Origin of the sequence: Actinoplanes italicus (assembly GCF_003001815.1) — a bacterium.
GTDB classification, from domain to species: domain Bacteria; phylum Actinomycetota; class Actinomycetes; order Mycobacteriales; family Micromonosporaceae; genus Actinoplanes; species Actinoplanes italicus.
Genome location: NZ_PVMZ01000006.1, coordinates 171960 through 197130 on the forward strand (window position 1 = coordinate 171960; position 25171 = coordinate 197130).

At 68.7% G+C, this 25171-nt stretch carries 19 protein-coding genes; 2 read left to right on the forward strand and 17 right to left on the reverse strand.

What is annotated here, in order from left to right; genetic code table 11:
* Positions 1-86: 86 nt before the first annotated feature.
* A complete protein-coding gene (locus CLV67_RS16995; protein ID WP_106319390.1) occupies positions 87-1238 on the forward strand; it encodes a hypothetical protein in 1152 nt (383 codons plus the stop codon).
* Between the two features lie 9 nt (positions 1239-1247).
* Here CLV67_RS16995 and CLV67_RS17000 read toward each other — a convergent pair whose 3' ends face one another.
* From CLV67_RS17000 to CLV67_RS17045, 10 genes are all read right to left on the reverse strand, one after another.
* A complete protein-coding gene (locus CLV67_RS17000; protein ID WP_106319392.1) occupies positions 1248-1697 on the reverse strand; it encodes a YdeI/OmpD-associated family protein in 450 nt (149 codons plus the stop codon).
* Between the two features lie 138 nt (positions 1698-1835).
* Positions 1836-4226: a GNAT family N-acetyltransferase gene (locus CLV67_RS17005; protein WP_106319394.1), complete on the reverse strand. Its 2391-nt coding sequence runs from the start codon at positions 4224-4226 to the stop codon at positions 1836-1838.
* A gap of 72 nt (positions 4227-4298) precedes the next feature.
* Positions 4299-6494, reverse strand: coding sequence for a GNAT family N-acetyltransferase (locus tag CLV67_RS17010; RefSeq protein WP_106319396.1), 2196 nt, complete (start codon positions 6492-6494; stop codon positions 4299-4301).
* Positions 6491-7771, reverse strand: a complete 1281-nt coding sequence (locus CLV67_RS17015; protein WP_106319398.1) for a lysine N(6)-hydroxylase/L-ornithine N(5)-oxygenase family protein — start codon at positions 7769-7771, stop codon at positions 6491-6493. Before CLV67_RS17015 ends, CLV67_RS17010 begins: the two co-directional genes overlap by 4 nt.
* Complete coding sequence (locus CLV67_RS17020; RefSeq protein ID WP_249037953.1) at positions 7771-9177, reverse strand: pyridoxal phosphate-dependent decarboxylase family protein; 1407 nt, start codon at positions 9175-9177, stop codon at positions 7771-7773. The genes CLV67_RS17015 and CLV67_RS17020 overlap by 1 nt, the downstream gene beginning before the upstream one ends.
* Positions 9178-9494: 317 nt before the next feature.
* Positions 9495-11126, reverse strand: a complete 1632-nt coding sequence (locus CLV67_RS17025; protein ID WP_106319400.1) for a beta-1,3-glucanase family protein — start codon at positions 11124-11126, stop codon at positions 9495-9497.
* A 200-nt stretch (positions 11127-11326) separates the two neighbouring features.
* Positions 11327-12850, reverse strand: coding sequence for an arabinosylfuranosidase ArfA (gene arfA / locus CLV67_RS17030; RefSeq protein ID WP_106319402.1), 1524 nt, complete (start codon positions 12848-12850; stop codon positions 11327-11329).
* Positions 12851-12890: 40 nt separating this feature from the next.
* Positions 12891-13736 carry a carbohydrate ABC transporter permease gene (locus CLV67_RS17035; RefSeq protein ID WP_106319404.1) on the reverse strand — a complete coding sequence of 282 codons (846 nt, stop codon included), beginning with the start codon at positions 13734-13736 and terminating at the stop codon, positions 12891-12893.
* Positions 13733-14659 carry a carbohydrate ABC transporter permease gene (locus tag CLV67_RS17040; RefSeq protein WP_106319406.1) on the reverse strand — a complete coding sequence of 309 codons (927 nt, stop codon included), beginning with the start codon at positions 14657-14659 and terminating at the stop codon, positions 13733-13735. The genes CLV67_RS17035 and CLV67_RS17040 overlap by 4 nt, the downstream gene beginning before the upstream one ends.
* Positions 14659-15960, reverse strand: coding sequence for an ABC transporter substrate-binding protein (locus CLV67_RS17045; RefSeq protein WP_170153902.1), 1302 nt, complete (start codon positions 15958-15960; stop codon positions 14659-14661). Before CLV67_RS17045 ends, CLV67_RS17040 begins: the two co-directional genes overlap by 1 nt.
* A 303-nt stretch (positions 15961-16263) precedes the next feature.
* On the opposite strand from CLV67_RS17045, the gene CLV67_RS17050 reads away from it, so the two are divergent.
* Positions 16264-17298, forward strand: a complete 1035-nt coding sequence (locus tag CLV67_RS17050) for a LacI family DNA-binding transcriptional regulator (RefSeq protein WP_106319410.1) — start codon at positions 16264-16266, stop codon at positions 17296-17298.
* 50 nt (positions 17299-17348) lie between these two features.
* On the opposite strand, the gene CLV67_RS54760 is transcribed toward CLV67_RS17050, so the two are convergent.
* Genes CLV67_RS54760 through CLV67_RS17080 form a run of 7 tightly spaced genes read right to left on the reverse strand, consistent with a single transcriptional unit; the run spans position 17349 to position 25101 of the window.
* Positions 17349-17447 carry an MFS transporter small subunit gene (locus CLV67_RS54760; protein WP_428839482.1) on the reverse strand — a complete coding sequence of 33 codons (99 nt, stop codon included), beginning with the start codon at positions 17445-17447 and terminating at the stop codon, positions 17349-17351.
* Positions 17444-18838: an OFA family MFS transporter gene (locus tag CLV67_RS17055; RefSeq protein ID WP_106319412.1), complete on the reverse strand. Its 1395-nt coding sequence runs from the start codon at positions 18836-18838 to the stop codon at positions 17444-17446. The genes CLV67_RS54760 and CLV67_RS17055 overlap by 4 nt, the downstream gene beginning before the upstream one ends.
* A 38-nt stretch (positions 18839-18876) precedes the next feature.
* Positions 18877-20040 (reverse strand): WD40 repeat domain-containing protein, encoded by a 1164-nt coding sequence (locus CLV67_RS17060; protein ID WP_146169208.1) that lies wholly within the window; start codon positions 20038-20040, stop codon positions 18877-18879.
* Between the two features lie 3 nt (positions 20041-20043).
* Complete coding sequence (locus tag CLV67_RS17065) at positions 20044-20556, reverse strand: sigma-70 family RNA polymerase sigma factor (RefSeq protein ID WP_106319416.1); 513 nt, start codon at positions 20554-20556, stop codon at positions 20044-20046.
* A 35-nt stretch (positions 20557-20591) separates the two neighbouring features.
* A complete protein-coding gene (gene ligD, locus CLV67_RS17070) occupies positions 20592-21551 on the reverse strand; it encodes a non-homologous end-joining DNA ligase (protein WP_106319418.1) in 960 nt (319 codons plus the stop codon).
* A gap of 10 nt (positions 21552-21561) precedes the next feature.
* Positions 21562-23262 carry an acyl-CoA dehydrogenase gene (locus CLV67_RS17075; protein ID WP_106319855.1) on the reverse strand — a complete coding sequence of 567 codons (1701 nt, stop codon included), beginning with the start codon at positions 23260-23262 and terminating at the stop codon, positions 21562-21564.
* A 51-nt stretch (positions 23263-23313) separates the two neighbouring features.
* Positions 23314-25101 carry a sensor domain-containing diguanylate cyclase gene (locus tag CLV67_RS17080; protein ID WP_106319420.1) on the reverse strand — a complete coding sequence of 596 codons (1788 nt, stop codon included), beginning with the start codon at positions 25099-25101 and terminating at the stop codon, positions 23314-23316.
* Positions 25102-25171: the final 70 nt, after the last annotated feature.

Here is a 25171-nt window from a genome sequence, read left to right on the forward strand (position 1 = left end):
ACCCACAGGCGTCGCGGACGGCCGGCGGGCGACGAAGCGGCACCCGGGGGTGACGGGGACCGGGCCCCGTTTGGCACAGTGGACAGATGCTGACCGACGTGGATCTGCCAGCGCCCGGACTGCTCTGGACCCGCTGGGCCGCGCTGAGCGCCACGTATGCCGCGATCGGCCGCACCGGGTGGTCGATCGACGAGCGCGGGGCCTCCCGGGAGCGGCCGGACCGCAGCTGGGCCAGGTTCGCGCTGCTCGACGGGCGGCGGGCGGTGCTTTACGGCCACCACCGGGAACGCAGTGCCACGACGCAGACCGACCCGCCGCTCGACCTGCTCACCGGCGCACCCGACTGGCTGCCCTGGGACGCCCTGTCCCCGCTCGCCGAACAGGACCGGCTGGGGTTCGCGATCTGGCACGAGAACGGCCGCTGGTCGCGGGTGCGGTACCGGGACGGGATCGGCGACGGCATGACGGACCTGGCCGGTCGGTTGCTGACCGGGGAGAGCACGATCGTCGCGCTGTCCCGGTTCGGTCCCCGTCCGGCGGCCGAGCGGCTGCTGGCCGCCGCGGTACGGGTCGAGGTGTCGGCCGCGCACTTCGGTGACCTGCTGGCCGATCCGCTGCCGGATCTGGCGGCGGCGATGGTGACGGCCGAGCGGGGCGGTCTCGTGCAGGGCAGTGTCGCGCCACGGATCGAGCCGGGCCGGCGACCACCGATGCGCCGGGTCCGCCGGCTCAGCCAGGGCGAGCACGACCGGCTGGTCTGGGCGGCCATGCAGGACTCCACCGAGCTGTCCCGGCCCGCGCCGCCGACGACGGCCGAGCTGGACACCCTGGTCGAATGGCTGCAGGATCGGGCGCCGGGTGGTGAAGGGCGGTGCTCGCTGCTGGCTTACGCGGACGCGACCAGCTTCCTGGAGCAACCCGGCGACCGCCCGCCGGCCGATCGGCCGGACGAACAGCGGTATGCGGCGTTCCGGCGGCTCACCGAGCTGGTCCGGGCGTTGCGGCGGGCCGAGTCGGATCCACGGTACGGCCGGTGGCTGTTCCTGCGGGTCGAGACGAGCGCGTCCGGCGTACGGGTGGAACGGCGCTACGACTCCTGGCCGTCCTGGTGGCACGACGACGGTGTCTCGGGCCCGTGGCGGACGAACCTGACCGAGGAGATGGACGCACGCCTGCCCGCGTACCGCCCGTCGTGGGTGTCACTGCTCGACCCCGAGGTGGCGTTCCGCCCGCTGTGATGCGGCGGGTCAGCGAGCTTTGCCCGCACGCAGCAGGTCGAGGGACTTGGCCAGCCGCCGGGCGCGGGTCTCGTCGGTCTTGGCGGAAGTCAGCTGCTCGGCATGCCACCGCTGGTTGCTGAAGGACATCTTGTCCCAGAAGGCCTTGGCGTCCGGTTCCGCGGCGAGGGCCTCAGCAAGATCTTCAGGCACTTCGACGGTACGCGGAGCGTCGTCGAGTGTGATCTCGAGGTCATAGGTCTGGCCGCCTTCGAGCCCACCGGCCGTCCGCCGTTCGGCGCTGACGCCGAGCCAGTACTCCCCGCTCATCCGGGCGATCGAGGACCGGAACTCGAACCCACCGGTCCGCACGACCACCTTGGGCCGTCCACCACCGCCGAGGTCCGCCACGAAGGCGTCCGGAATCCGAAACCCGGTGGTGTTCCCCCCGGTCTGCACCAACTCGCCGCGGTACTCCATCCCGAGACGATAACCAACCAGGGGGTAGGAGTCAGGCCGTCACGATCGACGGCCCGTAGTTGATTCGGAAGTAGCCGAAATCTCTGACGTTCCACGTGGCAAGACGAGGCGACATCTGTGTCGAGCACGACACCCGCTCTAGCCCTCGGTGGTTTCGAAACGTACTCGGTCGAGGAAGGTGAGCCGGGCCCTCTTGTGGCCCAGGTCGATCTCCGGGCCCAGGGTGAAACCCTCCCTCTCGAGGCGGGCGATCATGCGGTCGTTGCGGATGTCCGGCTCGGCGATGATGCGCGTGCGCGCCGGATCCGCCGCGAAGAGGTGGCGGAGCAAAGCCGGAAAGACGGCGCTGGTCAGGTGTGGCAGGTCGCGACCCTCGGCGTCGAGCAGCAGGTGCAGGCCGAAGTCACCGGGCCGCACGTCGTAGCACTCGCCGACCGGGTCGAACGACGGTTCGTACGTCTGGAAGATCCCGATCGGGCCGTCGTCGATCAGCAGCAGATAGGCGTGGTGGCTGTCCAGGCTGTCGACGTAACCGTAGATCTCCTCGACGTCGGCGACCGAGTGTTCGCCCATGCCCCAGAACCGGTTGCGCTCCTTGCCCACCCAGCCGTGCACGACGGGAGCGTGCAGAGCCGGGTCGAGCGGGATCATCGTGAGTTCACCGAGCCCGGGCAGCTTCTCCGCGAAGATGATCAGCGGTTCTTCCATGAGGTCCTCCCAGTCGGTGACCAGCGGGACGAGCGCCCCGTCCGCCCATAGCGGCAGCTGGTCGAGGAAGTGCGGCGACGAGGGGTCGTCGGAGGCGCCGAAAGGCACGACCCAGCGACTGCGCCGCCGGTCGGCGAGGTCCCAGACGTAGCGGGCGACCGGCCCGCGCCAGCACAGGTCGCTGACCCCGGGAATGCTGGACGTGTTGAGCACACAGCCGGAGGAGCCGCCGAGCCGGATCTCCGGCACATCGGCTTCCAGTCCGGGAAGCTGGAGCGGATGTAGCAGGTGCCGCACGCCCCAGACCGAATCCGGCAGATCAACAAAAAGGGAGGCCGGAGAGGAAGCCGGAGCCGGCGGCGCGGAGACGAGGGCTTCCGCGTCGAGGCCCAGGCCGGCGAGCACCCCGTCGAGCGCGAGCCCGATCCGCGCACGGGGATCGGTCCACGGTGCGAACAACGGATCGCGGCCGGACGGCGAGAAGAGCGGCCGCAGCACCGGCAGATCACACAGCGCGCGGGCCACGGCCGACCGCGAGGCCATCCGGCGACCGGCCTCCGCGGAGTCGGCCGGCAGCGCGGTGTCCATGTGGATCGACTCGTGCGGAACCCCGGATTCGAGCAGCTCACCGATCCGGCGGGCACGGGCGGGCGGGGCGAAGTCCACGCCGTACGGCTCGGTGTCGGGCCGCCGGTCGTTGGCGTTGACGGCGGTGGTCACCTCGGCGCGGAACATCGGCGCCCACTCCGGCCGCCACGCGTAGCGGGCCTCCCACGCGGGTACCGGGACGATCCGGTTCCGGTCGTCGCGCTGCGGAACGCGGCCGACGGTGAGCTGCAGCGTACGGCCGGTGCTGTCGGCGGTGAGGACGCTGTTGACCGGCTCGACCCACCGCGACAGGGCGTCTGCCACGTCGTCCACCGTGGACGCGTGCAGCAGCGGCAGCAGGGCGTCGAAACCGAGGTCGAAATCAGACAACGATGGCGTACGAAGACTCAGGTTCCCATCGATGACCGGCCCGCGCGCGGTCACCATGACATCGACCACGACCGAGGGCTCGTCCCGTACAACGATCGTCTCCTGATGGGTGACCACCGGCTCCCAGCCGGTCGCGCCGCGAGCCTCGAAGCCGTCCTCGGTCGCGCGCAGTTCCTCGATGTAGAGATCCTGGTAGTCGGCCATCGCGTTGGTGATGGCCCAGGCCACCGACCCGGCGTGGCCGAAGTGCTGCACACCGGGGACGCCGGGGAAGGTGAGCCCGGCCACGTCGAAGGCCGGGCAGGCGAGGCGGATCTGCTGGTAGACGCCGGGCAGTTCGAGGAGCCGGTGCGGATCGCCGGCGATCTCCCCCGGGATCGTCCAGGCGTTGCTGCCGGAGCCTCCGGGCCCCTCGTTCGCGAACCACGCGACCGCGGAGGCGCCGAGAGCCCGCTCGACGTGCGCCCGCCACATCTTGTTGCCGAACGTCCCGAACAGAATGTGCTGCACCTGAAAAACGCCGAGCGACGACCACGGGTGCCACTCGACGCCACCTGCACGGACACCGGCGGCGTAGGCCTCCAGGAACTCCCGCGTCGAGATGTCCAGATTGGCGAATGAGCGGCGCGCCGTCTCGTCGAGCCAGACCCGCCGGGCGAACCGGTCCCACCCCACCTCGGCGGCCCCGGCGACCGACGCGAGACGCCCCTCGGAGCGCAGCCGCTCGACGGTGATCTGACGGCCCCGATCGGAAGCGGTCACCCGCCCCTGCAGCCAGGCCAGGTCGAGGACCGAGCCGGCCCGCAGGTGCGGGATTCCGTAGGCGTCGCGATAGACCTTCATGCCGTCACCTCCGCTTCGCTCCGGCGGCGACATGAATTCTGACTGAGCTCGATGATTCGCTCGCAGGCGCGCTCATGCCGCGATCGGGTTGTCCAGCTCGCCCGCGAAGATCAGCGAGCTGGCCTGGTCGGTGAGATCCACCATCTGCAGCGTGTTGCGCAGCTGGAGCCGGTTCAGGCAGGAGTGCTTGAACGTGGGTCGCAGCAGGTCGAGCCGCCCGCCGAGTGACGGGTGGTCCTTGGCGTGCTCGCGGACGCAGTCGCCGGCCAGGGTCCAGAACTCGGCCGCGCTCAGCACCCCGTCCGTGTCGAGGATCCCGGCGAGGTGCCGCAGAAAGCCGTCGAACACGTCGGTGAAGATCGCCAGCTCCTTGAACTCGTCGCTGACGTCGATGCGGATCCGCTCGACCTCGGGCGGCAGCGGCTGGTCGTTCATGACAGCCACCTCCTCGCCGATGTCCTTCATGAACACCCTGGTGGGCACGTGGTTCTCGAGCACCAGGATCAGGTTCTCGCCGTGCGGCATGAACGCGAGATCGTGCTTGAGCAGGCAGTGCACGACCGGCCGCAGGTAGGCGCGCAGGTACGTCGCCACCCACGCGGACGGTGTCACGCCGGACTCGCGGATCAGGGCGGCGGCCAGCGAGTTCCCGTCGCGGTCGCGGTGCAGCAGGCTGGCCATGGTGGCGAGCCGCTCCCCCTCGGCCAGGCGCGGGAGCGGGCTCTCGCGCCACAGGGCGGCGAGCATCTTGGTGTACGCGCTGGGCGTGCCGGTCCGGTGATACGCGTCCCCGGTGTACCCGATCGACGCCAGCTCGCGCAGGACCCCGAACCCGCAGGCGCGCAGCTCCTCGTCGCCCTCCACCACCGACGCGACCCAGTCGTTGATCGGCGGGGTGGCCTGCATGTACTTCGGGGACAGCCCGCGCAGGAAGCCCATGTTCTGCACGGCGATCGCGGTCTTCACGTAGTGGCGTTCCGGCCGGTCGAGGTTGAAGAACGTCCGGATCGACTGCTGTGCCTGATAACGATCATCGCCGGCGTCGAGCGGGACGATCGACCGGCCGGCCACGTCGGGCGCGAACGTGACGGTCACCTTGTGCTCCCACTGCCACGGGTGCACCGGCAGGTAGCGGTACTCGGCCGGGTCCAGCCCCAGGCCACGGAGCTGCTGCTCGAAACGGTCCAGCAGGTCACCGAGCTCGGCCCGGTAATGGTCGCGCTCGTCTCCCCCGTACACGAAGATGCTCTGGTCCTTGCGAATGGCCACCCACCGCAAGCGGACCGGCCGCCCGGATTCCGGCGTATAGGCCTCGTGATCGGAAAGCCCGTAACCGATACGCCCGTTGTTGGCCACGAAGCCGGGGTGCCCCTCGGTCATCGCCTTTTCGATGGTCTGGAAGCTCGCGTGCACGAGGTCGCCGGCGGTCTCCCGGCGATGCGCGAACTTCCACGCGCTGCCGGCGAGCGTCGCGGAGATCTCCTCGAGGTACGTGCCGAGCAGCTTCTCCGGGATGCCGAGCGTCTCGCGCAGCCCGGCGATGAAGTCGAGCGCGTCGAGCGGCCCGTCCAGCGACTCCGGGTCGATCACCCAGTGTTCGAGCGGGTAGCGCTTCGCGGTGAACGTGTTCTCGCCGAAGCGATACCTGTCGCCCTCCTCGGCGAACGCGATCAGCCGCTCGTGGCTGAACTCGGCGAGCGCCTTCGCGATCAGCCGCCGGTTGGCGAACTCGACGGCCTCCGGCCGCAGATGCGGAACGCTCATCGCGTACGCCGTACGCGTGCAGAAACTGAGCCGGCCGGTCTTGCCGTGCAGCGGCACATCACGCTCCGGCACGAACCCGACCTCGGCGTTCTTGCGCTGGATGGCGTCGTTGCGCACGTCCGGCTCGACGACGACCCGCTCGATCCGCGGATCGGCGAAGCAGAAGTCCATGACGGCCCGCATCACGGCGGAGGTGACCCCGGAGCGCTTCCGGGTCGGCGGCGCGACCAGCACGTGCATGCCGATGTCACCGGGCCGCACGTCGTAGTGCGGTGCCAGCTCGCTGTGCGCCGGATCGTAGGTCTCGGCGAGGAACAGCGGCGTTTCGTCGTCGTCCAGCCCGAGCCACACGTCGTAGTGCGGGTTGTCCAGGAAGCCCTGGTACTCCTCGCGCACCCGGTCGATCGTCGCGCCCTGCAGACCCCAGTAGTGCGCACGGGGATGCGTCACCCAGGCGAAGAGAAGATCAAGATCACGATCAAGGTTCAGCGGTACGAGTCTCACGATGTCACCAGTGCCTTGGGGATGTCGGCCCTCGGGGCCCCGAACTGCTGGAAGGCGATCGACTCCTCGATCTTGTAAATCTCCCGCCCGGTGATGCCCTTGAGGATCACGCTGTTGCGATAGGCGCCCATGCCCAGGTCGGGGTCGGTCACGCTGTGCGTGTGCTCGGCCGCGTTCTGGACGAAGATCTCGTCGCCCTCGCGGTCGACGGCGTAGTCGGCGGTCACGTCGAACCGGCCGCGGGCGTCCCAGTTGATCCGGTCCCGGACCGGGTCCAGGAAGGACGGGACGCGTGGGGCGTAACCGGTGGCCAGCACGAGTCCCCGGGTGGTGGCCGTGAACGAGCTGCCCTCCTCCTGGTGCTCCAGTGCCAGCGTCCAGCGGTCCCCGTCCCAGATCACACCGTCCAGAGCGGTGCCGGTGAGCAGCGTCGTCGGCACCGGCCCGGACAGGCTCTTGGTGTAGAGCGTGTCGTAGATGGTGTCGACCAGGTCGCCGCTGATGCCCTTGTAGAGGTTGCGCTGCTCACGGCCGAGCCGGTCGCGCGTCTCCAGCGGCAGGCGCTGGTGGTACCGGATGTACTCCGGCGAGGTCATCTCCAGGGTGAGCTTGGTGTACTCCATCGGGAAGAACCGCGGGGAGCGGGTGATCCAGCTCAGGTGGTAGCCGTACGTCTCGATGTCGTTGAGGAGGTCGAGGTAGATCTCGGCGGCGCTCTGCCCGCTGCCGATGATCGTGATCGAGTCGAGCCCCTGGAGCTCCGCCTTCTTCGGCAGGTAGTCGGCGCTGTGCACGTAGGGACCCTGATCGACGGCGGCCGGGACCCGGGGCGCCGTGCCGATGCCGAGCACCAGTTTGCGGGCCCGGAACGTCTCGCCGCCCGTATGCACCAGGTAGGCCTCGCCGTCGTGGGTGACGGTGTCGACGCGGGTGTTCCAGCGGATCGACGGCAGCTGACGGGCCACCCACTTGCAGTACTCGTTGTACTCCGCGCGCAGGGGGTAGAAGCTCTCCCGGATATAGAACGGGTAGAGCCGGCCGACCTGCTTGAGGTAGTTCAGGAACGAGAAGCGCGAGGTCGGGTCGGCCATCGTGACCAGGTCGGCCATGAACGGGACCTGGATCGTCACGCCGTCGATCATCAGTCCGGGGTGCCAGTCGAACTCGGCGCGCTGCTCCAGGAAGATGCCGTCGACGTCGGTGAGGTCCTCGGTGAGAGCGGCCAGGCCCAGGTTGAACGGGCCGACGCCGATCGCGGCGAAGTCGTACGTACGCATCAGGCCATCACCGCCGCGGGCTCGTCGCACTTGCCGGTCATCTCGCCGCCGATCCCGCGGATCAGGTCCAGCACGCTGCGCAGGTCGTCCATCGTGGTGTTCGGGTTGAGCAGGGTGAACTTGAGCCAGTAGTGGCCGCCGATGGTGGTGCCGGCGACGATCGCCCGGCCGCCGTAGAACAACCGCTGCCGCAGCCGTGGCATCAGGTCGTCACACTCGGCGACGGTCATCCCGGCCGGCCTGTACCGGAACAGCACGGTGCTCAGCGTCGGCGCGGCCACCGCCTCGAAGTCCGGATCGTCACAGATCTCCAGGTAGACGTCGTGCGCCCGGTCGATGACGGCGTCGAACATGGCGCCGATCTGCTCGGCCCCCATGGTCCGCAGCGTCATCCACAGCTTCAGCGCGTCGAACCGGCGGGTGGTCTGCAGGCTCTTGTCGACCTGGTTGGGCACGGCGGCGGTCCGCGGGTTCAGGTAGTCGGCGTGCACCGCGATCCGGCGCATCGTCTCGCCGCGGCGGACCACGATCGCGCTGGAGCTGACCGGCTGGAAGTAGCTCTTGTGGAAGTCGACGGTCACCGAGTCGGCCCGCTCGATGCCGTCCAGCAGCTGGCGGCGGCGCGAGACGAGGAGGCCACAGCCGTACGCGGCGTCGACGTGGAACCAGATCCCCCTGGTCTCACAGATCGCCGCGACGGCGTCGACCGGGTCGATGCGGCCCAGGTCCGTTGTGCCGGCAGTGGCGACCACGGCCATCGGGACGCCACCGTCGCGGCTCACGTCGTCGATGGCGGCGGCGAGCGCCTCCGGGTCCATCCGGCCGGTGCCGTCGGTGGCCACACCGACCACCGCGTCGGCGGCCATGCCGAGGATGCCGGCCGACTTGCTGACGCTGAAGTGGCTCTCGGTGGTCGCGAAGATCCGCAGTCGCGGGATCACGGTGGCCCGGTCCTCGGTGAGACCCGCAAGGGTCTCCTCGCGGGCCAGGAGCAGGGCCTGCAGGTTGGACTGGGTGCCGCCGCTGGTGAAGATGCCGTCGGCGCCCGGGCCGAAGCCGATCCGCCCGGCCGTCCAGTCGATCAGGCGGCGCTCGATGAGGGTGCCCGCGGTGCTCTGGTCCCAGGTGTCCACCGAGGAGTTGACCGCCGAGATCAGCACCTCGGCGCTGAGCGCGGGGATGGCGACCGGGCAGTTGAGGTGGGCGACGTAGGTCGGCTCGTGGAACCAGACGGCGTTGTCCAGGTAGAGCCGGGCGACTTCGTGCAGTGCCGCACCGGTGTCCCCGAGGGGGCGGTCGAGGTCGACGGTGTCGACCTGTTCCTGCAACTCGGCGACGCCTGCGCCGGAGTACGGCTGCCGCACCGCCTTCACCCGGTCGGCGAGCAGCGCCGACGCGTGCCACACACCGGACGTGTAAGCGTCCAGCGTGGAGCCGGAAAACAGATGCGGAGAATCGGACCGCTCCAACGGGGGCCTCCAATAAGGTAAACCTTACCTAACTGAGGGGAGGCTAACCGTATGGACACGGGAAGGAAACTTGCCCCCGGCGCCATGGGACGACCAGCACCGGCCCACGCGACCCTCAGACGTGGCACGACCAGCGCATGTGCTCGTCTCGACCACTTCGACGACCGTCGAGTGACGATTGCCACATAATGCACGAAGCCCACTCTTTTCAGAGTGGGCTTCGTCGATGTAGAAGATCCTTCTCCTACGGGAGATCAGAACGGGGACAGCGTGATGCCGGCCGCGCGCGGATCTCCATCATGTACCAGCGACTCCTGGGCCAGCACGTCGTCGAAGGCGAAGGCGTACGCCCGGCCGTCGACCATGTTGTCGTGGATCGACTTCGCGTACGGGTTGGCCGGCCCGCCGGTGTAGAAGTCGGCGGCCTTGCCACCCGGCTGCGTGTCGATCCGGCCGAGCGTGGTCCGCCACAGCGCCGAGCAGAGGGTCCGGGAGATCGGTCCGACCACCTGGTCGTTCGGCGCGCCGAGAGCACCGTCACAGCCCCACACGTTCGCGGTCGACGGCTTGGTGAACGAGGCCACGGTCCGGCCGCTGCCGTCGGTGAAGTTCATGACGTTGCCACTCGTGCGGCCCAGGTACTTCACGTCCGGACGGTCGCCGAAGGGCACGACGGTCAGGGTCTTCGAGGTGTACGCGTTCCAGGCGCTCGTGATGTACGAGTCCAGGTAGGTGGGGCTCATCAGCCCGGCGTCGGCCGCCTTGCCGGGGGCGAGGACCCGCAGCACCGTGCCGTCGGAACGAGTGACCACGCTCTTGGCGAAGTCGGGGTTCGCCCGGACCGCGTCGATGACCTTCTGCCGGCCGTTGGCGACCAGCTCACCGGTCTTCGAGGTCTTCCCGCTGCCACCGGTGACCGAGACACCGTGCGGCACCGCGAACATGTCGACCTGCGAGCTGTTCAGCCACAGGCCGGAACCGTTGAGGGTGAACTCGCTCCAGTCGAACAGGATGTCCCGGTTCGGGTCGCCGCCCGCCCACGGGGCCGGCTGGACCAGGCCGTCGGTGGTGATCCGGAAGTCCAGCTTCCTGCCGAACGAGAAGTAGATCCGGCCGGAGAGGTTCTTGAGCACCTTGATCGTCGTGCTGGAGCCGTTGGCCGGGCCGGGGATCGAGACGTCCGGCGCGGGCACCGGAACCGGACCGCCGCCGGTCCACGGGGTGAAGCCGCCTCCCGCGTTGACGTACCCGAGCTTGCCGGTCTGCAGGTTCACGCCGAGCACGTACAGGTAGACCGGCTCGTTGCGGCCGCTGCGGTTCGTCACCGTGACCGGCAGCAGGTCACCCGCCGGCGGAACGGTCGCGGCCGGCGTGGTGGTCACCGGAGTGGTCGGGGCCTTTGTCGTGGGCGCGGTCGTCGGCGCCGCCGTGGTCGGCCGCGTGGTCGGGACCGTCGTGGCGGGGGTGGTGACCGGCGGCTGGGTGGCCGTCGACTCGCCGCTGCACGGGTTGCCGTTCAGCTTGCAGTTGATCGGCTGCGCTCCGGCGCCGACGAAGCCGAACGTCACCTTCGCGCCCACCGGGACGGAACCATTCCAGGCACGGTTGGTGAATGTCCGATGACTGCCCGAAGCGGTCATCTCGGTGTCCCAGAAACTGCCGATCGAGCTTCCGGCCGGCAGATCGAACTCGACCTTCCAGGACGTCATCGCGGACGTTCCGGTGTTGCTGATGGTGATCTCGTCCTGCCAGCCGCTGCCCCAGTCGGAGACCGTACGCAGGGTGGCGGTCGGTGCGGCCGCCGAGGCGGGCAGGGCGATCCAGGCGGTGGCGAGCGCTGCGACAGTCGCCACCGCGGCGAGTATCAGGCTCCTTTTGCGACGCATGGGGATGTGACCTCCGTGGGGGCTGTCAGGGGTAGGCCGCCCATTATTCGTCGCGAGAGAACGCTCTCACAGAGGCTTTAACGTTCCTTTAAGGTCAAATTCTCCGACGTTCTCACCGACCGCCGATAACAGAAACTTCCCCGCTGTCGCGCACCGCTGTCTCAGCTCACGCGAGACAGCGGTGCGCGACAGCCGCGGGGTCAGCGGGTGAAGCGGATGGCGGTCCAGGAGACTCGGGGCAGGGACAGGGTGACGGCTCCGCCGTCGACCGTGATCGCGCCGCCGGGGACGTCCGTCAGAGGGCGCAGCGTGACCCGCTCCGGGGCGTCCTTGCTGTTGCTCGCGTAGACGTCGTCGTCAGTCAGCGTCCAGGACTCGGCGACGGTCAGGCCGGCTCCGAGGGCGCTCAGGTCCACGCCGAACTCGACCGGGTTCGCCACGTCCCGGTTCACCGCGAACAGGGTCACGTCGCCGGTGGCCGCGTCGTGGGTGGCGACCGCGTCGACCAGCGGGGCGGGCCCGTACTTCGCCGTCTCGTAGGTCGGCGCGTCGATGTGCAGGCGCAGCACGTCGCCCTTGGCCAGTGCGGCGGTCTTGGCGAACGGGTGGAAGATGGTCTGCCTCCAGGCCGGGCCGCCGGGCTCGGTCATGATCGGGGCGATCACGTTGACGAGCTGCGCCTGGCAGGCCGCGGTCACCCGATCGCTGTGCCGCAGCAGCGAGATCAGCAGGTTGCCGACCACCACGGCGTCCGCGACGTTGTACCGGTCCTCGATGACCCGCGGGGCGACCTTCCACTCCTCGGGCAGCGGGGCGTTCTGGAAGCGGGAGAGATACCAGACGTTCCACTCGTCGAACGACAGGTTGATCTTCTTGGTGCTCTTGAGCCGGGCACCGACCGCGTCCGCCGTGGCCACGATGCTGTTCACGAAGAAGTCCATGTCGACCGCCGAGGCCAGGAAGGAACCCAGGTCGCCGTCGTGCTCCTCGTAGTACGCGTGGCAGGACACGTAATCCACCACGTCGTACGCGTGCTCGAGCACCGTCGACTCCCAGGTGCCGAACGTCGGCATCGAGGAGGACGAGCTGCCGCAGGCGACCAGTTCCAGATCCGGTTCGGCCGAGCGGAGAGCCCGCGCCGTGCTGGCCGCGAGAAGGCCGTACTCCTCGGGGGTCTTGTGCCCGGTCTGCCAGGGGCCGTCCAATTCATTGCCGAGACACCAGACCTTGATGCCGTACGGCTTCTCCGCCCCGTTGGCCCGGCGCTGCTCGGACAGGGCCGTCCCCTCCGGGTGGTTGATGTACTCGTGGACGTCGAGCGCCTCCTGCACACCACGGGTGCCGAGGTTGACCGCGTACATGATCTCGACGTCGGCCTTCTCCGCCCACTTGGCGAACTCGTCGATGCCGACCTCGTTGGTCTCGATGCTGCGCCAGGCCAGGTCGCGCCGGCGGGGCCGCTGCCCGCGCGGGCCGACGCCGTCCTCCCAGCGGTAGCCGGAGACGAAGTTGCCGCCCGGGTAGCGGACCATGGTGACGCCCAGCTCACGGGCGAGCGCCAGCACGTCGGTGCGGAAGCCGTCCTCGTCGGCCAGCGGGTGGTCCGGTTCGTAGATGCCGGTGTAGACGCAGCGGCCCATGTGCTCGACGAACGAGCCGAAGGTGCGGCGGCTGACGGGCGCCACGACGGCAGCCGGATTCAATGCGACACGCGCACGGAGCATGGTTGTTCCCTTTGCAAGAAAAGAAGAGGAGATGCGCGGGTTACTTGACGGAGCCGATGGTCAGGCCGCCGCGCCAGTACCGCTGGAGCATCAGGAAGGCCGCGATCAGGGGCACGATCGCCACGAGCGCGCCGGTCACGATCACGTTGAACGTGGCCGCTCCGCCGTTGCCCATGATCGCCGACATGTACCAGGCCCGGAGGCCGACGGTCAGCGGGTAGAGCTGGTCGTCGCTCAGCATCACCAGCGGCAGGAAGAAGTTGTTCCAGGACGCGACCATGCTGAACAGCAGGACGGTGACCAGGGCCGGCCTCATCGCGGGCAGGGCCACACTGCGGAACACCCGGAACTCGCCGGCGCCGTCGATGCGGGCCGCCTCGAGCATCTCGTCCGGGATCGAGTCGTGGACGTACACCCTCAGCAGGTAGACGCCGAACGGGTTGAGCAGCGACGGCAGGATCACGGCCCAGATCGTGTCGACCATGTTCGCCTGTGACATCAGCAGGTACGTGGGCAGCACGAGCGCCGTGGCCGGCACCATGATCAGACCCAGCAGCAGCGCGAACAGGGCGTTGCGGCCCGGGAAGCGCAGCTTGGCGAAGGCGTACCCGGCGAGCGCCGAGATCACCGTGGCGCCGACGCCGCTGACGACCGCGTAGAACGCCGAGTTGCGCAGCCAGGTGAGGTACACCCCGTCGTTCTGCGCGAACAGCAGCTTCAGGTTGTCGATCAGCTGGAAGTCGGAGAACCACAGCGACGAGGACTGGAACAGACCGTCGTTGTTCTTGGTCGCGGCGACCAGCAGCCACCAGAACGGGAGCAGGAAGTAGATCGCCAGCAGGCCCATCACGACGTGGGCGGCGACGCTGCCTTTCTTGAAGCTCATTGCAGCGCGCTCCTCTTCCGGGTGGCGAACAGGAAGATGTACGACCCGATGAAGACCACCGCGCCGAGCAGGAACGAGATCGCCGCCGAGTAGTTGTACTGCTGGAACGAGAACGCCTGGTTGTAGGCGTACACGTTGGGTGTGTAGTGCTGGGTGATCGCGCCCGGGTTGAGCGGCTGCAGGATCAGCGGCTCGGTGAAGAACTGCAGGGTGCCCATGATGGTGAAGAGCGTGGCCAGGACGAGCGCCGACGAGATCATCGGCGTCTTGATCCGCAGAGCGATCTGCACCTCGCCGGCGCCGTCGATCTTCGCCGACTCGTATGTCTCGCGGGGCAGGCCCTGCAGTGCCGCGTACAGGACGATCATGTTGTAACCGGCCCACTGCCAGGTCGTGATGTTGCCCAGCGACGCCAGCACCGTGTCACTGGAGACGAAGTCGATGCCCAGGCCGGAGAACGGGCCGAGGCTGTCGCTGTACAGGAAGCCCCACATCAGCGTGCCGATGACCACCGGGACGGCGTAAGGAACGAACGCCGCGAGCCGGAAGAACCGGGAGAACCGGGAGGTGGCCGCGTCGATCAGCAGCGCCGCGAGCAGGGCCACACCGATCATCACCGGTGTCTGGATCAGTCCGAAGATCAGGACCCGGACCACGCCCTCACGGACCAGCGGGTCGTCGATCGCCTGCTTGTAGTTGTCGAAGAACGCGAAGACCTCGCCCTCGATCAGGGTCGACCGGTAGAGGCTGATCTTGAACGCGTACGCCATCGGCAGCAGCAGGAACGCGACCAGCAGCACCGCGAACGGGAGCACGAAGAGCCAGCCGGCGGCCGCCTCCCGCCGGTGGGAGCGCCGTCCGGTCTTCTCCGAGGGCCCCGCGGCCGCCGGAGCGGCCGCGGGGGAAGTCTGTACCTCGGTCATTACTGGACCTTGAAGCCCTGCTGGGTGGCGTAGGTCTTGATGTTCTCCTGCGCGGCGTCCAGCGACGCCGTCCAGGACGTCTTCTTCTCGATCGCCTGGCCCAGGTTGGTGGTCAGCTGGTTGAAGTTGTAGCTGTTGAACGGGCTCCAGTCGAGCTCGCCGATCGCGCTGTAGGCCGGCACGAAGACCTCGTTGACCTTCTGGCCACCGAAGAAGTCGTAGGTCTTGCCGGTGAAGGCGTCCGACTCGAGCACCGGGGTGACGGTCGGGAAGAGGAACGCCTTGTCGATACCGATCTTCCAGGCCTCGGTGTTCTTGGCGCCGAAGATCTCGATGGCGACCTTGGCCGCGATGTCCGGGTACTTGGCCTGGTCGGTCACCGCGAACGACGAGCCACCCCAGTCACCCTGCGCGTTGGCGCCGGCGGTCCACTGCGGCAGCGGGGCGACCTTCCACTTGCCGGCCGCACCGCCGGCGTTGGCCTGGATGTAACCGGGGCCCCAGCCGGCCGCGAGATAGGTGGCGTACTTCTCCGAGCCGAGACCGTTGTAGAAGTCCGTGGTGTGGAAGGCGGTGGTGTCGGCGAGGCCGTTGTTGACCATGCCCTCCCAGTATTCGAAGACCTTCTTGGCCTCGGCGCTGTTGACGTTCACGCCGATGCTGCTCGGGTTCGCGATGTCGTAGGTGTACGGCTTGGCGCCGGCCTGCCAGAACAGACCGGTCATGAAGCCGCCGTCGTTGGCGCCGAAGTCGGTCATGAAGCTCTTGCCACCGGAGGCGGCCTTCAGCTTCTCGGCCTGCGCCTTGTACTCGTCCCACGTGGTCGGGACGGTCAGGTTGTACTTCTTGAAGATGTCGTCGCGGTACATCATCGCCATGGGGCCGGCGTCGACCGGGATCGCGTAGACCTGCTCACCGGAGCTGACCTGGCTCCAGGCCCAGCCCGCGTAGTCGCCCTTGACGTCGTTCGCACCGTACTTGCCGAGGTCGACCAGATGCTTGGTGAGCGCGAAGGTGGGGATCTCCTGCAGCTCCAGCATCACCACGTCGGGCGCGCCCTTGCCTGCCTTCAGCGCGGTCTGCAGCTTGGTGTACTGGTCCTGGCCGGTGCCCGCGTTCGTCCACTCGATCTTGACATCGGTGTGGGTGGCGTTGAACTGGTCGACGACGGCCTTGAACTCCGGGTACCAGGCCCACACCTTGACGGTGACCGTGCCGGTGGGCTTCTCGGCGGGTTTGTCGTCGTCACCGCCGCTGCTGCAACCGGTCAGCGCGAGGGCCGTCGCCGCGACCGCCGCCACAACTGATCGCCGACTGACTCTCCGTGCACTAAAGTTGCCGATGTTCACTGGGTCCTCACAGACAAGTAGATGCGTATCCAGTTGATCATTTCCGCGCCTGGTAAGGGCTCGGAGAGCCGACCTCCGGCGCTGGCACGCCGGGGGTCGGCCGTTAGGCCAGAGCTCACACGTCCAACAGTCTTCACCGCTGGTCGAGCGATGTTGCTACGCTTTTGCAGCGCTGCAAAGCAAAGCATGCACGGCACCCCGAACGTCGGCAAGGGGTAACCTGCCGGAAACTTGGGGCGGCCAGAGGGGGCAAGAATGCGTCGAGAAGTCACTCTGCGTGACGTCGCGGAGTTGGCCGGCGTCTCCAGCCGAACCGTCTCCAACGTGGTGAACGGCTACGCCAACGTCACCGAACACACGAGAGAGCGTGTTCAACGCGCGGTCGAACAGCTCGGCTATCGGCCCAACGTGCTGGCCCGCAACCTCGCACAGGGCCGATCCGGTCAGATCGCGGTCGTCGTCCCGTACCTGGACACCCCGTATTTCTCCGAGTTGTTGCAGAGCGTGATCCGGGCAGCGCGGAAAAGCGGCTATAACGTTTTGATCGACCAGACCGACGGCGACCCCGAACACGAGCGAGCGTTCATCGCACACGGCTCCCGCCGGCTGCTCTTCGACGGCATCATCTTCAGCCCGCTCGGCCTCGACCAGCAGGCACTCGCCGACCGCGACCCGAACCTGCCTCTCGTCATACTCGGCGAGCGGTCCAGCGACGGCAGCTTCGACCACGTGGGCATCGACGACGTCGCCGCCTCCCGCCAGGCCACCGAGCACCTGCTCGACCTGGGCCGGCAGCGGGTGGCCGCCATCGGCGACCAGCCGTACGCCACCGGCGAGGCGGCGCAGCGGCGCACCCAGGGCTTCCGCGAGGCGCACGCGGCCCGCGGGCTCACCCCGCGCGAGGATCTGATCATCAGCACGCCCCGGTTCAACCGGCCGGACGGCGCCCGGGCCATGGCCCACCTGCTCGACCTGCCCGAGCCGCCGGACGCCGTGTTCTGCTACTCCGACCTGGTCGCGCTCGGCGCGATCCGCACGATCGTGTCGCGCGGGCTGCGGGTGCCCGAGGACGTCGCGGTCATCGGTTACGACGACATCGAGGACGGCCGCTTCTCGAACCCCACGATCACCACCATCTCCCCGGACAAGGAGATGATCGCGACCACCGCGGTGGAGAGGTTGCTGCTGCGCATCACGAGCGCGACCCCTCCCGAGGGCCTCGAGGTACGCGCTCCGCACAAACTGATCATCCGGGAGAGCACCGCCGGCCCCGGGCACAGATCTTGTTGACTTGCGCCGAGATGTCAGCCGTAACGCCACAAGATCGGCGGTGATAGGGGCTAGGCGAACAGCTTCGCCGCGGTGATCAGGGTCTGGACCACTCCGTAACCCAGCAGCAGGGCCACCAGCCCCCAGGACAGCACGAGCCTCGTCCTCATCCCGGCACCTCCTCCTTCGCGGCGGCCGGTTCATGGTGGTGTTCGGGCACCGGACGGATCAGCAGGTTGGCGACGAACCCGACGGCCAGCACGCCGACCATGGTGAACAGTGCCGGGCGATAGGCGTCCGCCGTCAGCGTGCCCGGCTTGCCCTGCGCGTCCAGGAACCCGTTGATGATCAGCGGACCGGCCACCCCGGCGGCCGACCAGGCGGTCAGCAACCGGCCGTGGATCGCGCCCACCTGATAGGTCCCGAACAGGTCCCGCAGATAGGCGGGCACGGTGGCGAATCCACCGCCGTAGAACGACAGGATCACCCCGGCCAGCAGTACGAACAGCGCTGTCGCCAGGTGACCGGCGAGCGCGAGCAGGGCGTACAGGAGCATGCCGACGCCCAGGTAGACCATGTAGATCGGCTTGCGCCCGATCAGGTCCGAAGTCGACGACCAGGCGAACCGGCCGGCCATGTTGAACAGCGACAGCAGACCCACGAACCCCGCCGCCGCCGACACCGTGACCGTGGAGATCCCGTCCGGCCCGCGGAAGAAGTCCTGGATCATCGGGCTGGCCTGCTCCAGGATGCCGATCCCGGCGGTCACGTTGCAGAACAACACGATCCAGAGCAACCAGAACGACCTCGTGCGTACGGCATTCGCGGCCGACACATCGGCCGTGGTGACCAGCGGCTTCTCACGTACCGTCGCGGGGTCCCAGCCGTCCGGGCGCCAGCCCTCGCGGGGCACCCGGATGTTGACCACCCCGAACATCATGATCACGAAATAGCCGATGCCGAGGGTCACGAACAGGCCGGTCAGCGCGTCCCCGTCGGCCACCGAGGTGGCCACCGCCGGGTCGTAGTCGCCGTCGTAGAGCGACATGAGCTGCCGCGACAGCGGGCCGGCGATCAGCGCGCCACCGCCGAACCCCATGATCGCGAGCCCGGTGGCCAGACCCGGCCGGTCGGGAAACCACTTGATCAGTGTGGAGACCGGCGAGATGTAACCGATGCCCAGGCCGATGCCGCCGAGCACGCCGTAACCCAGGTAGAGCAGCCAGAGCTGACCGGTGGCGATGCCGAGAGCACCGACCAGGAACCCGGACGACCAGAACGAGGCGGACACGAACATGGCCTTGCGCGGTCCGCTGCGCTCCACCCAGGTGCCGCCGACCGCGGCGGACAGCCCGAGCATGACGATGGCGATGCTGAACACGATCCCGATGGCCGTCTGGCTGGTGTCGAAGTGCTGGACCAGCGAGTTCTTGTAGACGCTGGTCGCGTAGGCCTGGCCGATGCACAGGTGCACCGACAGGGCAGCCGGCGGGATGAGCCAGCGGCTGTACCCGGCGGGAGCGACGGTGTGCTCCCGATCAAGAGCGGACAAAAGTCCCATCGCCCGACGATAGCCATCGGATGATGTCAATAGAAGACTTAGTCGATCGTCATGCTGAAAAGATTCATCAGGCTGACCCCGGAAGCACCGACCGGATAGACCGCGAGCCGCAGCGTCTTGTCGTTCTCCCACGCCGCCGTGATCGCCGGGGGGATCTTCTCGAACCCCTGGTTCAGCATGAACGTGCCGTTCAACACCTTCCCGTCGGAGATCCGGATCTGGTCCGCGGCGCTGTCCAGGCCCTTCTCGCCGTTCCGGTCGTAGACGACGGCCAGCGTGGCGCCGTCCGGGGAGACCCGCATGTCGCTCAGGGCGATGCAGCCCGACGCGGTCAGCGGGATCTCGGCCACCAGCCGGCCGGTGGTGACGTCGTAGACACGGGGCACGCACTCGTCCCGCATCCGGGCGATCGCCAGCCGGTTGCCGGAGAGGTCGATGAAACGTATCTGATCGGCGTCGCCGACCTGTACCGCGGCACTCCTGACGACGATCCTCTCCTTGCCGGTCGTCAGGTTGTGCGAGACCAGACCGGCCGGACGCCAGAGGTATGCGGTGGTCGCCGTCGCGGTCACCAGCACGACGGGCTCCCCCTGTCTGCGGACGTCACGCTGGATCCGCACCTTGCCGTCCGGCCGGGTCACGACGAGGCGGTACTCGACCCCCGTGACGTCCGGGCCGTCGGTGCGCTTCGTCCCGGGCCGGGTGTCGTGCGAGCCCAGCGCGACGAGCGAGCCGTCCGCCAGCACCACGAGGCGTTCCCAGTTCCGGGAGCCCACCACGTCGTGGGTGACCAGGGTGCCGTCCGGAAGGATCTCGGCCAGCCGGGTCTCCCCGCCGATCTCGAAGCGCTTGCCGCTGGGTGCCTCGTACGTACCGTCCGCATCCCGGAGGACGAGATGCTGGACGGGGCCCTTGGCCGCGGGCGACGAGGCCGGGCCGGTGCTGGGCGCCACCGAGGGGACCGCGACGACGGGTTCGCCGGTGGCGGCCGGCGGCGGGGCCGGTTCGGCCCGCCGCATGAGGCTCACGCCCGCGCCGGCCCCGGCGACCACCGCCACCACTGCCGCCGCGGACAGAACCATCTGACGCCTGCGGAACCGCCGGGCCCGCCGATGGATGTCGGCCAGGTCGCCCGGATATCCCCGTGCGGCTCCCGCCGCCACCCGAACCGCCTCGGCCATGTCCTGTGGAATCCTTTCCATGACTCAGTCCTCGCTGTTCAGCTCGAGCCGGAGGGTGGCCAGACCGCGCGACAGCCGGCTCTTGACGGTGCCCTCGCTTATCCGCAGGGCGGCCGCGGTCTCGGCGGTGGAGAAGTCCAGAAGCACCCGGCAGGTGATCACTGCTCGCTGCGCCGCGGGCAGTTTGGCCAGCGCGTCCCGGGCGACGACCGCGTTGTCCGGCGGCCGCAGATGCGGGTGGGCCGACTCGTCGGCCGGTGGGCGTTCCCGCCGCACCTTGCGCCACCACGAGGTGGCCCAGTTGAGACCCACCCGGAAGACCCAGCCGGCCGGATTGTCCAGCCGGCGGACGGTGTCCCAGCGCGCGTAGGCCCGCGCCATCGCCTCGGCCACAGCCTCGGCGGCCAGGTCGTCGCGACGCAGCGTTACGGCGAGGGCACGGTGCACCCGGTCGGCGTTGGCCCGGTAGAACGCCTCGAAGCCGTCGGCTTCTCCGAGCGAGTCGTCCGCGCCGATCATCACTGTCGAGACCACCATGCCCGATACACGCGGACGGCAGGCGATCGGTTCCGTCAGTCGGCGGATTTCTCGTCGGGGACGGTCAGGCCGGCCTTCTCGTCGCGGTCGGCCCACTCCAGCAGGGTGTCCAGCGAGTACGCATGATCGTCGATGGCGGCGTGCAGGTCTCCGAGCTCGGCGAAGCGCGCGGGGACCGTACGGATGGTGAAGTCCTTCGGGTCGAGGTCTTGGATCTCGTCCCAGGTGACCGGAGTGGAGACGGTGGCCGTGGGCACGCCCCGCACCGAGTAGGCGCTCGCGATGGTGTGGTCGCGGGCGTTCTGGTTGTAGTCGATGAACAGCGCGCTCGGATCGCGGTCGCGGCGCCACCAGGTGGTCGTCACGTCGTCGGGGGCACGCCGCTCCACCTCGCGGGCGAAGGCGAGCGCGGCCCGGCGTACGTCGGAGAACTCCCAGCGTGGATCGATCCGCACGTAGACGTGCAGGCCCTTGCCGCCGGAGGTCTTCGGGAAGCCGGTGACGCCGAGCTCGTCGAGAACCTCACGGACCACCGGCGCGACCCGGCGGACCGTGTCGAACGGGCAGTCCGGCATCGGGTCGAGGTCGATGCGCCACTCGTCGGGCCGCTCGGTGTCGGCCCGCCGGGAGTTCCACGGGTGGAACTCCACGGTGGACATCTGGACCGCCCAGATCACGTCGGCCGGCTTGGTGACGCACAGCTCGTCGGCGTGCCGGTTGTAGCGCGGGAACTTCACCCGGACCGTCTCCAGCCAGGGCGGAGCGCCGTTCGGCACCCGTTTCTGGTGCACCTTCTCCCCCGCGAGGCCGTCCGGGAACCGGTGCAGCATGCAGGGTCGTTCGCGCAGCGCGCGGACGATCCCGTCGCTCACCGCCAGGTAGTACTCGACCAGGTCGAGCTTCGTGGCGCCGAGCTCCGGGAAGTAGACGCGATCCGGGTTGGAGACCCGGACCTCGTGGTCGCCGACTTCGATGATCGTGGCTTTACCGGCCATACCTGCGAACCTAGCCCAACCAGGCGTCGTCCATGTCCCGAAGCAGGGTGTCGCCCGAGTCGAGCAGGTCCAGCATCGGGCCGATCCGGGGCAGCTCGTGGGTGACGAAGTACCGCGCCGCGAGGCGTTTGCCCTCGTAGAAGTCGCCCTCCTTGCCCTCCGCGGCAAGCAGTTGCTCCAGCCACATCCAGGCGATCACGAGGTGGCCGGCGGCGTCCAGATATGCCGTGGCGTTGATCAGCGCTGTCGAGGGGTCGGCCCACAGGCGGGCGGTGGTCGCGGCGAGCCGGTCGCACGCCTCCAGTACGGGGGCTCCCAGGTCACTCTTGAGAGCGGTGGCCCGGATCCGGTCGAGGAGCAGGGCCAGGCCGGCGCCGCCCCGCTGGGTGACCTTGCGGCCGAGCAGGTCGAGGGCCTGGATACCGTCGGTGCCCTCGTGGATCGAGTTGAGGCGGTTGTCGCGGTAGAACTGCTCGACCGGGTACTCGCGGGTGTAGCCGTAGCCGCCGTGCACCTGGATGGCGTGGTCGTCGGCGAGGCGGCACCACTGCGACGGCCAGGCCTTCACGATCGGGGTCAGCGTGTCCAGGAGCAGGTCGTTCTCCGGCGACGGCTCGTCCAGCAGCTTCGCGGCATAGAGGACCAGGGCAAGACCGCCTTCGACGTACGTCTTCGACGCGAGCAGCATGCGGCGGACGTCGGGGTGCTCGACGATCGGGACGGGCGGGGCGAGCGGGTCCTTGGCGGTGACCGGACGGCCCTGCTGACGTTCCCGGGCGTACGCGAGAGCATGCAGGTAGCCGGTGTAGCCGAGGGCCACCGCGCCGGAGCCGACGCCGATCCGGGCCTCGTTCATCATGTGGAACATGTACTGGAGGCCGCGGCCCTCCTCGCCGACCAGCTCGCCGGCCGCGTCCTCGAAGGCGAGCACCGTGTTGGTGGTGCCGCGGTAGCCCATCTTGTGGTTGAGCCCGGCCAGCACCACGCCGTTGCGTTCGCCGGTGTCCAGGTTCCTCTTCGGCACGATGAACAGCGACAGGCCCTTGACCCCGGCCGGCGCGCCGGCGACCCGGGCGAGGACCAGATGGATGATGTTCTCGCTGAGCTCGTGGTCGCCGCCGGAGATCCACATCTTGCCGCCGTTGAGCACGTAGGTGCCGTCCTCGCGCCGGACGGCCTTGGTGGCCACGTCGCTGAGCGAGGAGCCGGCCTGTGGCTCCGACAGGCACATGGTGCCGGTGAACCGGCCCTCCAGCATCGGGTGGACGTAGCGGCGGATCTGCTCGTCGGTGCCGTGCGTCAGCAGCAGGTGGGCGTTGCCGGAGGTGAGCATCGCGTACGCCGAGGTGCCGGTGTTGGCGGCCTGGAACCAGAGGAAGCAGGCCCGCTGCACCACGTGCGGCAGCTGCAGGCCGCCGTGCTCGGCGGGGAAGCCGGCCGCGATCAGGCCGGACTCGGCGAAGACCTTCAGCGCCCGGCTCACCTCCGGGATGAGAGTGACCCGCTCGCCGTCGAAGGTGGGCTCGTTGAGGTCGCCGGCACGGTTGTGCGGGGCGAAGTCACGCTCGGCGATCTGCTGGGAGACGTCCAGGAAGTCGTCGAACGTCTCCCGGGAGTGCTCGGCGAACCGCTCGCGGGCGGTCAGCGCCTCGGCGTCGAGCCATTCGTAGAGCAGGAAGTCGAGATCCCGCCGGGAGAACACCTTTGACACCGCGGCCACCACCGTTCCGGTCGGACTTAATGCACCCAGTGTGCACGAAGTTTAGTCCACCGCACGGTGCCGGCCCACCCTGATCGTCACCCCGGCGGGAACCCGGGTGGTGTGCTTGATCTCGTACATGGCGTGGTCGGCGGCGCGCAGGGCCTCGTCCGGGTCGGTGGCGGCCGCGGCCAGGTGCACGCCGACGCTCGCCCCGATCCCGATCTCGTGCCCGTCGATCCGGAACGGCAGCTCGAGGACGTACCGTACGCGGCCGCTCATGGCCACCGCGTCGTCGGCCGTCATCACGCCGGGCATCAGGATGACGAACTCGTCGCCACCGACCCGGGAGAGCACGTCCTCGGCCCGCACACAGGCGCTGAGCCGGTCGGCCACCTGGCGCAGCAGTTCGTCGCCGACCTCGTGGCCGTGCGCGTCGTTGACCGGCTTGAAGCCGTTCAGGTCGACGAAGAGCACCGCGACCGCGTCCGAGCGCAGCGTCGAGTTGAGCTTGTCCTGCATCCGGCGCCGGTTGGGCAGGCCGGTCAACGGGTCATGCTGGGCCTCGTGCTCGAGCCGCTCCTGGAACGCCCGGTTCTCCGAGATGTCCCGGGCGTTGATCACCACACCGTTCAGCGACGGGTTGTGCATCTGGTTGGACGCGGTGAAATCGAACCAGCGGAACTCGCCGTCCGCCGTCCGGACCCGGCACTGCAGGCGCAGCACCCCGTCCGGGTCGGCGAGCAGGGTGCCGAGACGCTCGCGCATCTGCGGCTGGTCCTCGTGGTGCACCACGTCGAAGACGCTGTGCCCGGCGAGCGAGCCGGCCTTGAAGCCGAGCACCGAGGTGGTGCTCGGGCTGCTGAAGATGATCCGGCCGTCGACGTCGAGCACCGAGACCAGGTCGGGGGCGTGCTGGAAGAGAGCCTGGAACCGTTCGTCGGCGCGGCGCCGGGTGATCTGGGTCCGGTAGCCGAGCACCGTGATGCCCACCACACCGATCACCAGCATCACGAGCAGCGTCAGGTTCAGCGTCTGGCTGCGGCTGTAGACGGCACCGTCGAAGTAGGCCTTCGTCTGGGTCCGCACATAGGACCAGCCGCTCGGCTGCACCCCGACGACGACCGCGATCATCTTCACGTCGTTCTCGGTGTACTCGACGAACCGGCTCCCGGTCAGGCCGAGACCGGGCCGGATCGCCTTGTTGATCTCACCGCCGACAAGCGCGTCGTCGCTGGCCGCGCCGATCCGGCCGGCGGTGTCCACGATCATCGTCTTGTGCACGTCGCTGCGCAGCTCACGGATGTAGCCGTGCAGGGGGGTCGTGGCGACCTGGTTGAACCCGATCAGGTGACCGACCAGTCCGCCACCGACCTTGATCGGGATGGCGACCGCGGTCACGTACGCCTCACCCGCGAGCATGACGCCGGAGAAACCGAAGGCCCGCGTCTCGAGCGACTTCCACAAGGGCGCCCAGGCCGTGTCGGACGCCGACGGGAGGCCCGAGGAACGGCTCGCGGTGAGGACCTTGCCATCCGCGGCCGCGGTGGCCATGCCGTACTGGAACGTGGTGCTCTTGGCCGCGAGAACGGACAGCGTGATCCGGTCCTTCGCGTCGTTGACACCCAGGCGCATGGCGGCGGTGCCGAGCAGCTTCGCGAGCTCCAGGGTGGAGTTCTTCTGCAGCTGCCCGGTCAGGGTGCCGTTGTTGGTACCGAGCGCCGTGGTGTCCTTCTCGTGGACGGCCTCCACCGCCTTGACGGTCGAGCGGTTCACCAGAATGCCGGCGACCCCGGCACCGGCCAGCAACAGCACGCTGACCAGCACCGCGATCCAGTTACGCAGCCGCATCGCGTTCCTCCTCACCGCATGTCATCGGCCACGCGGGGGCCGGAGTGAAGCTTCCCCGGGCAAGAAACCA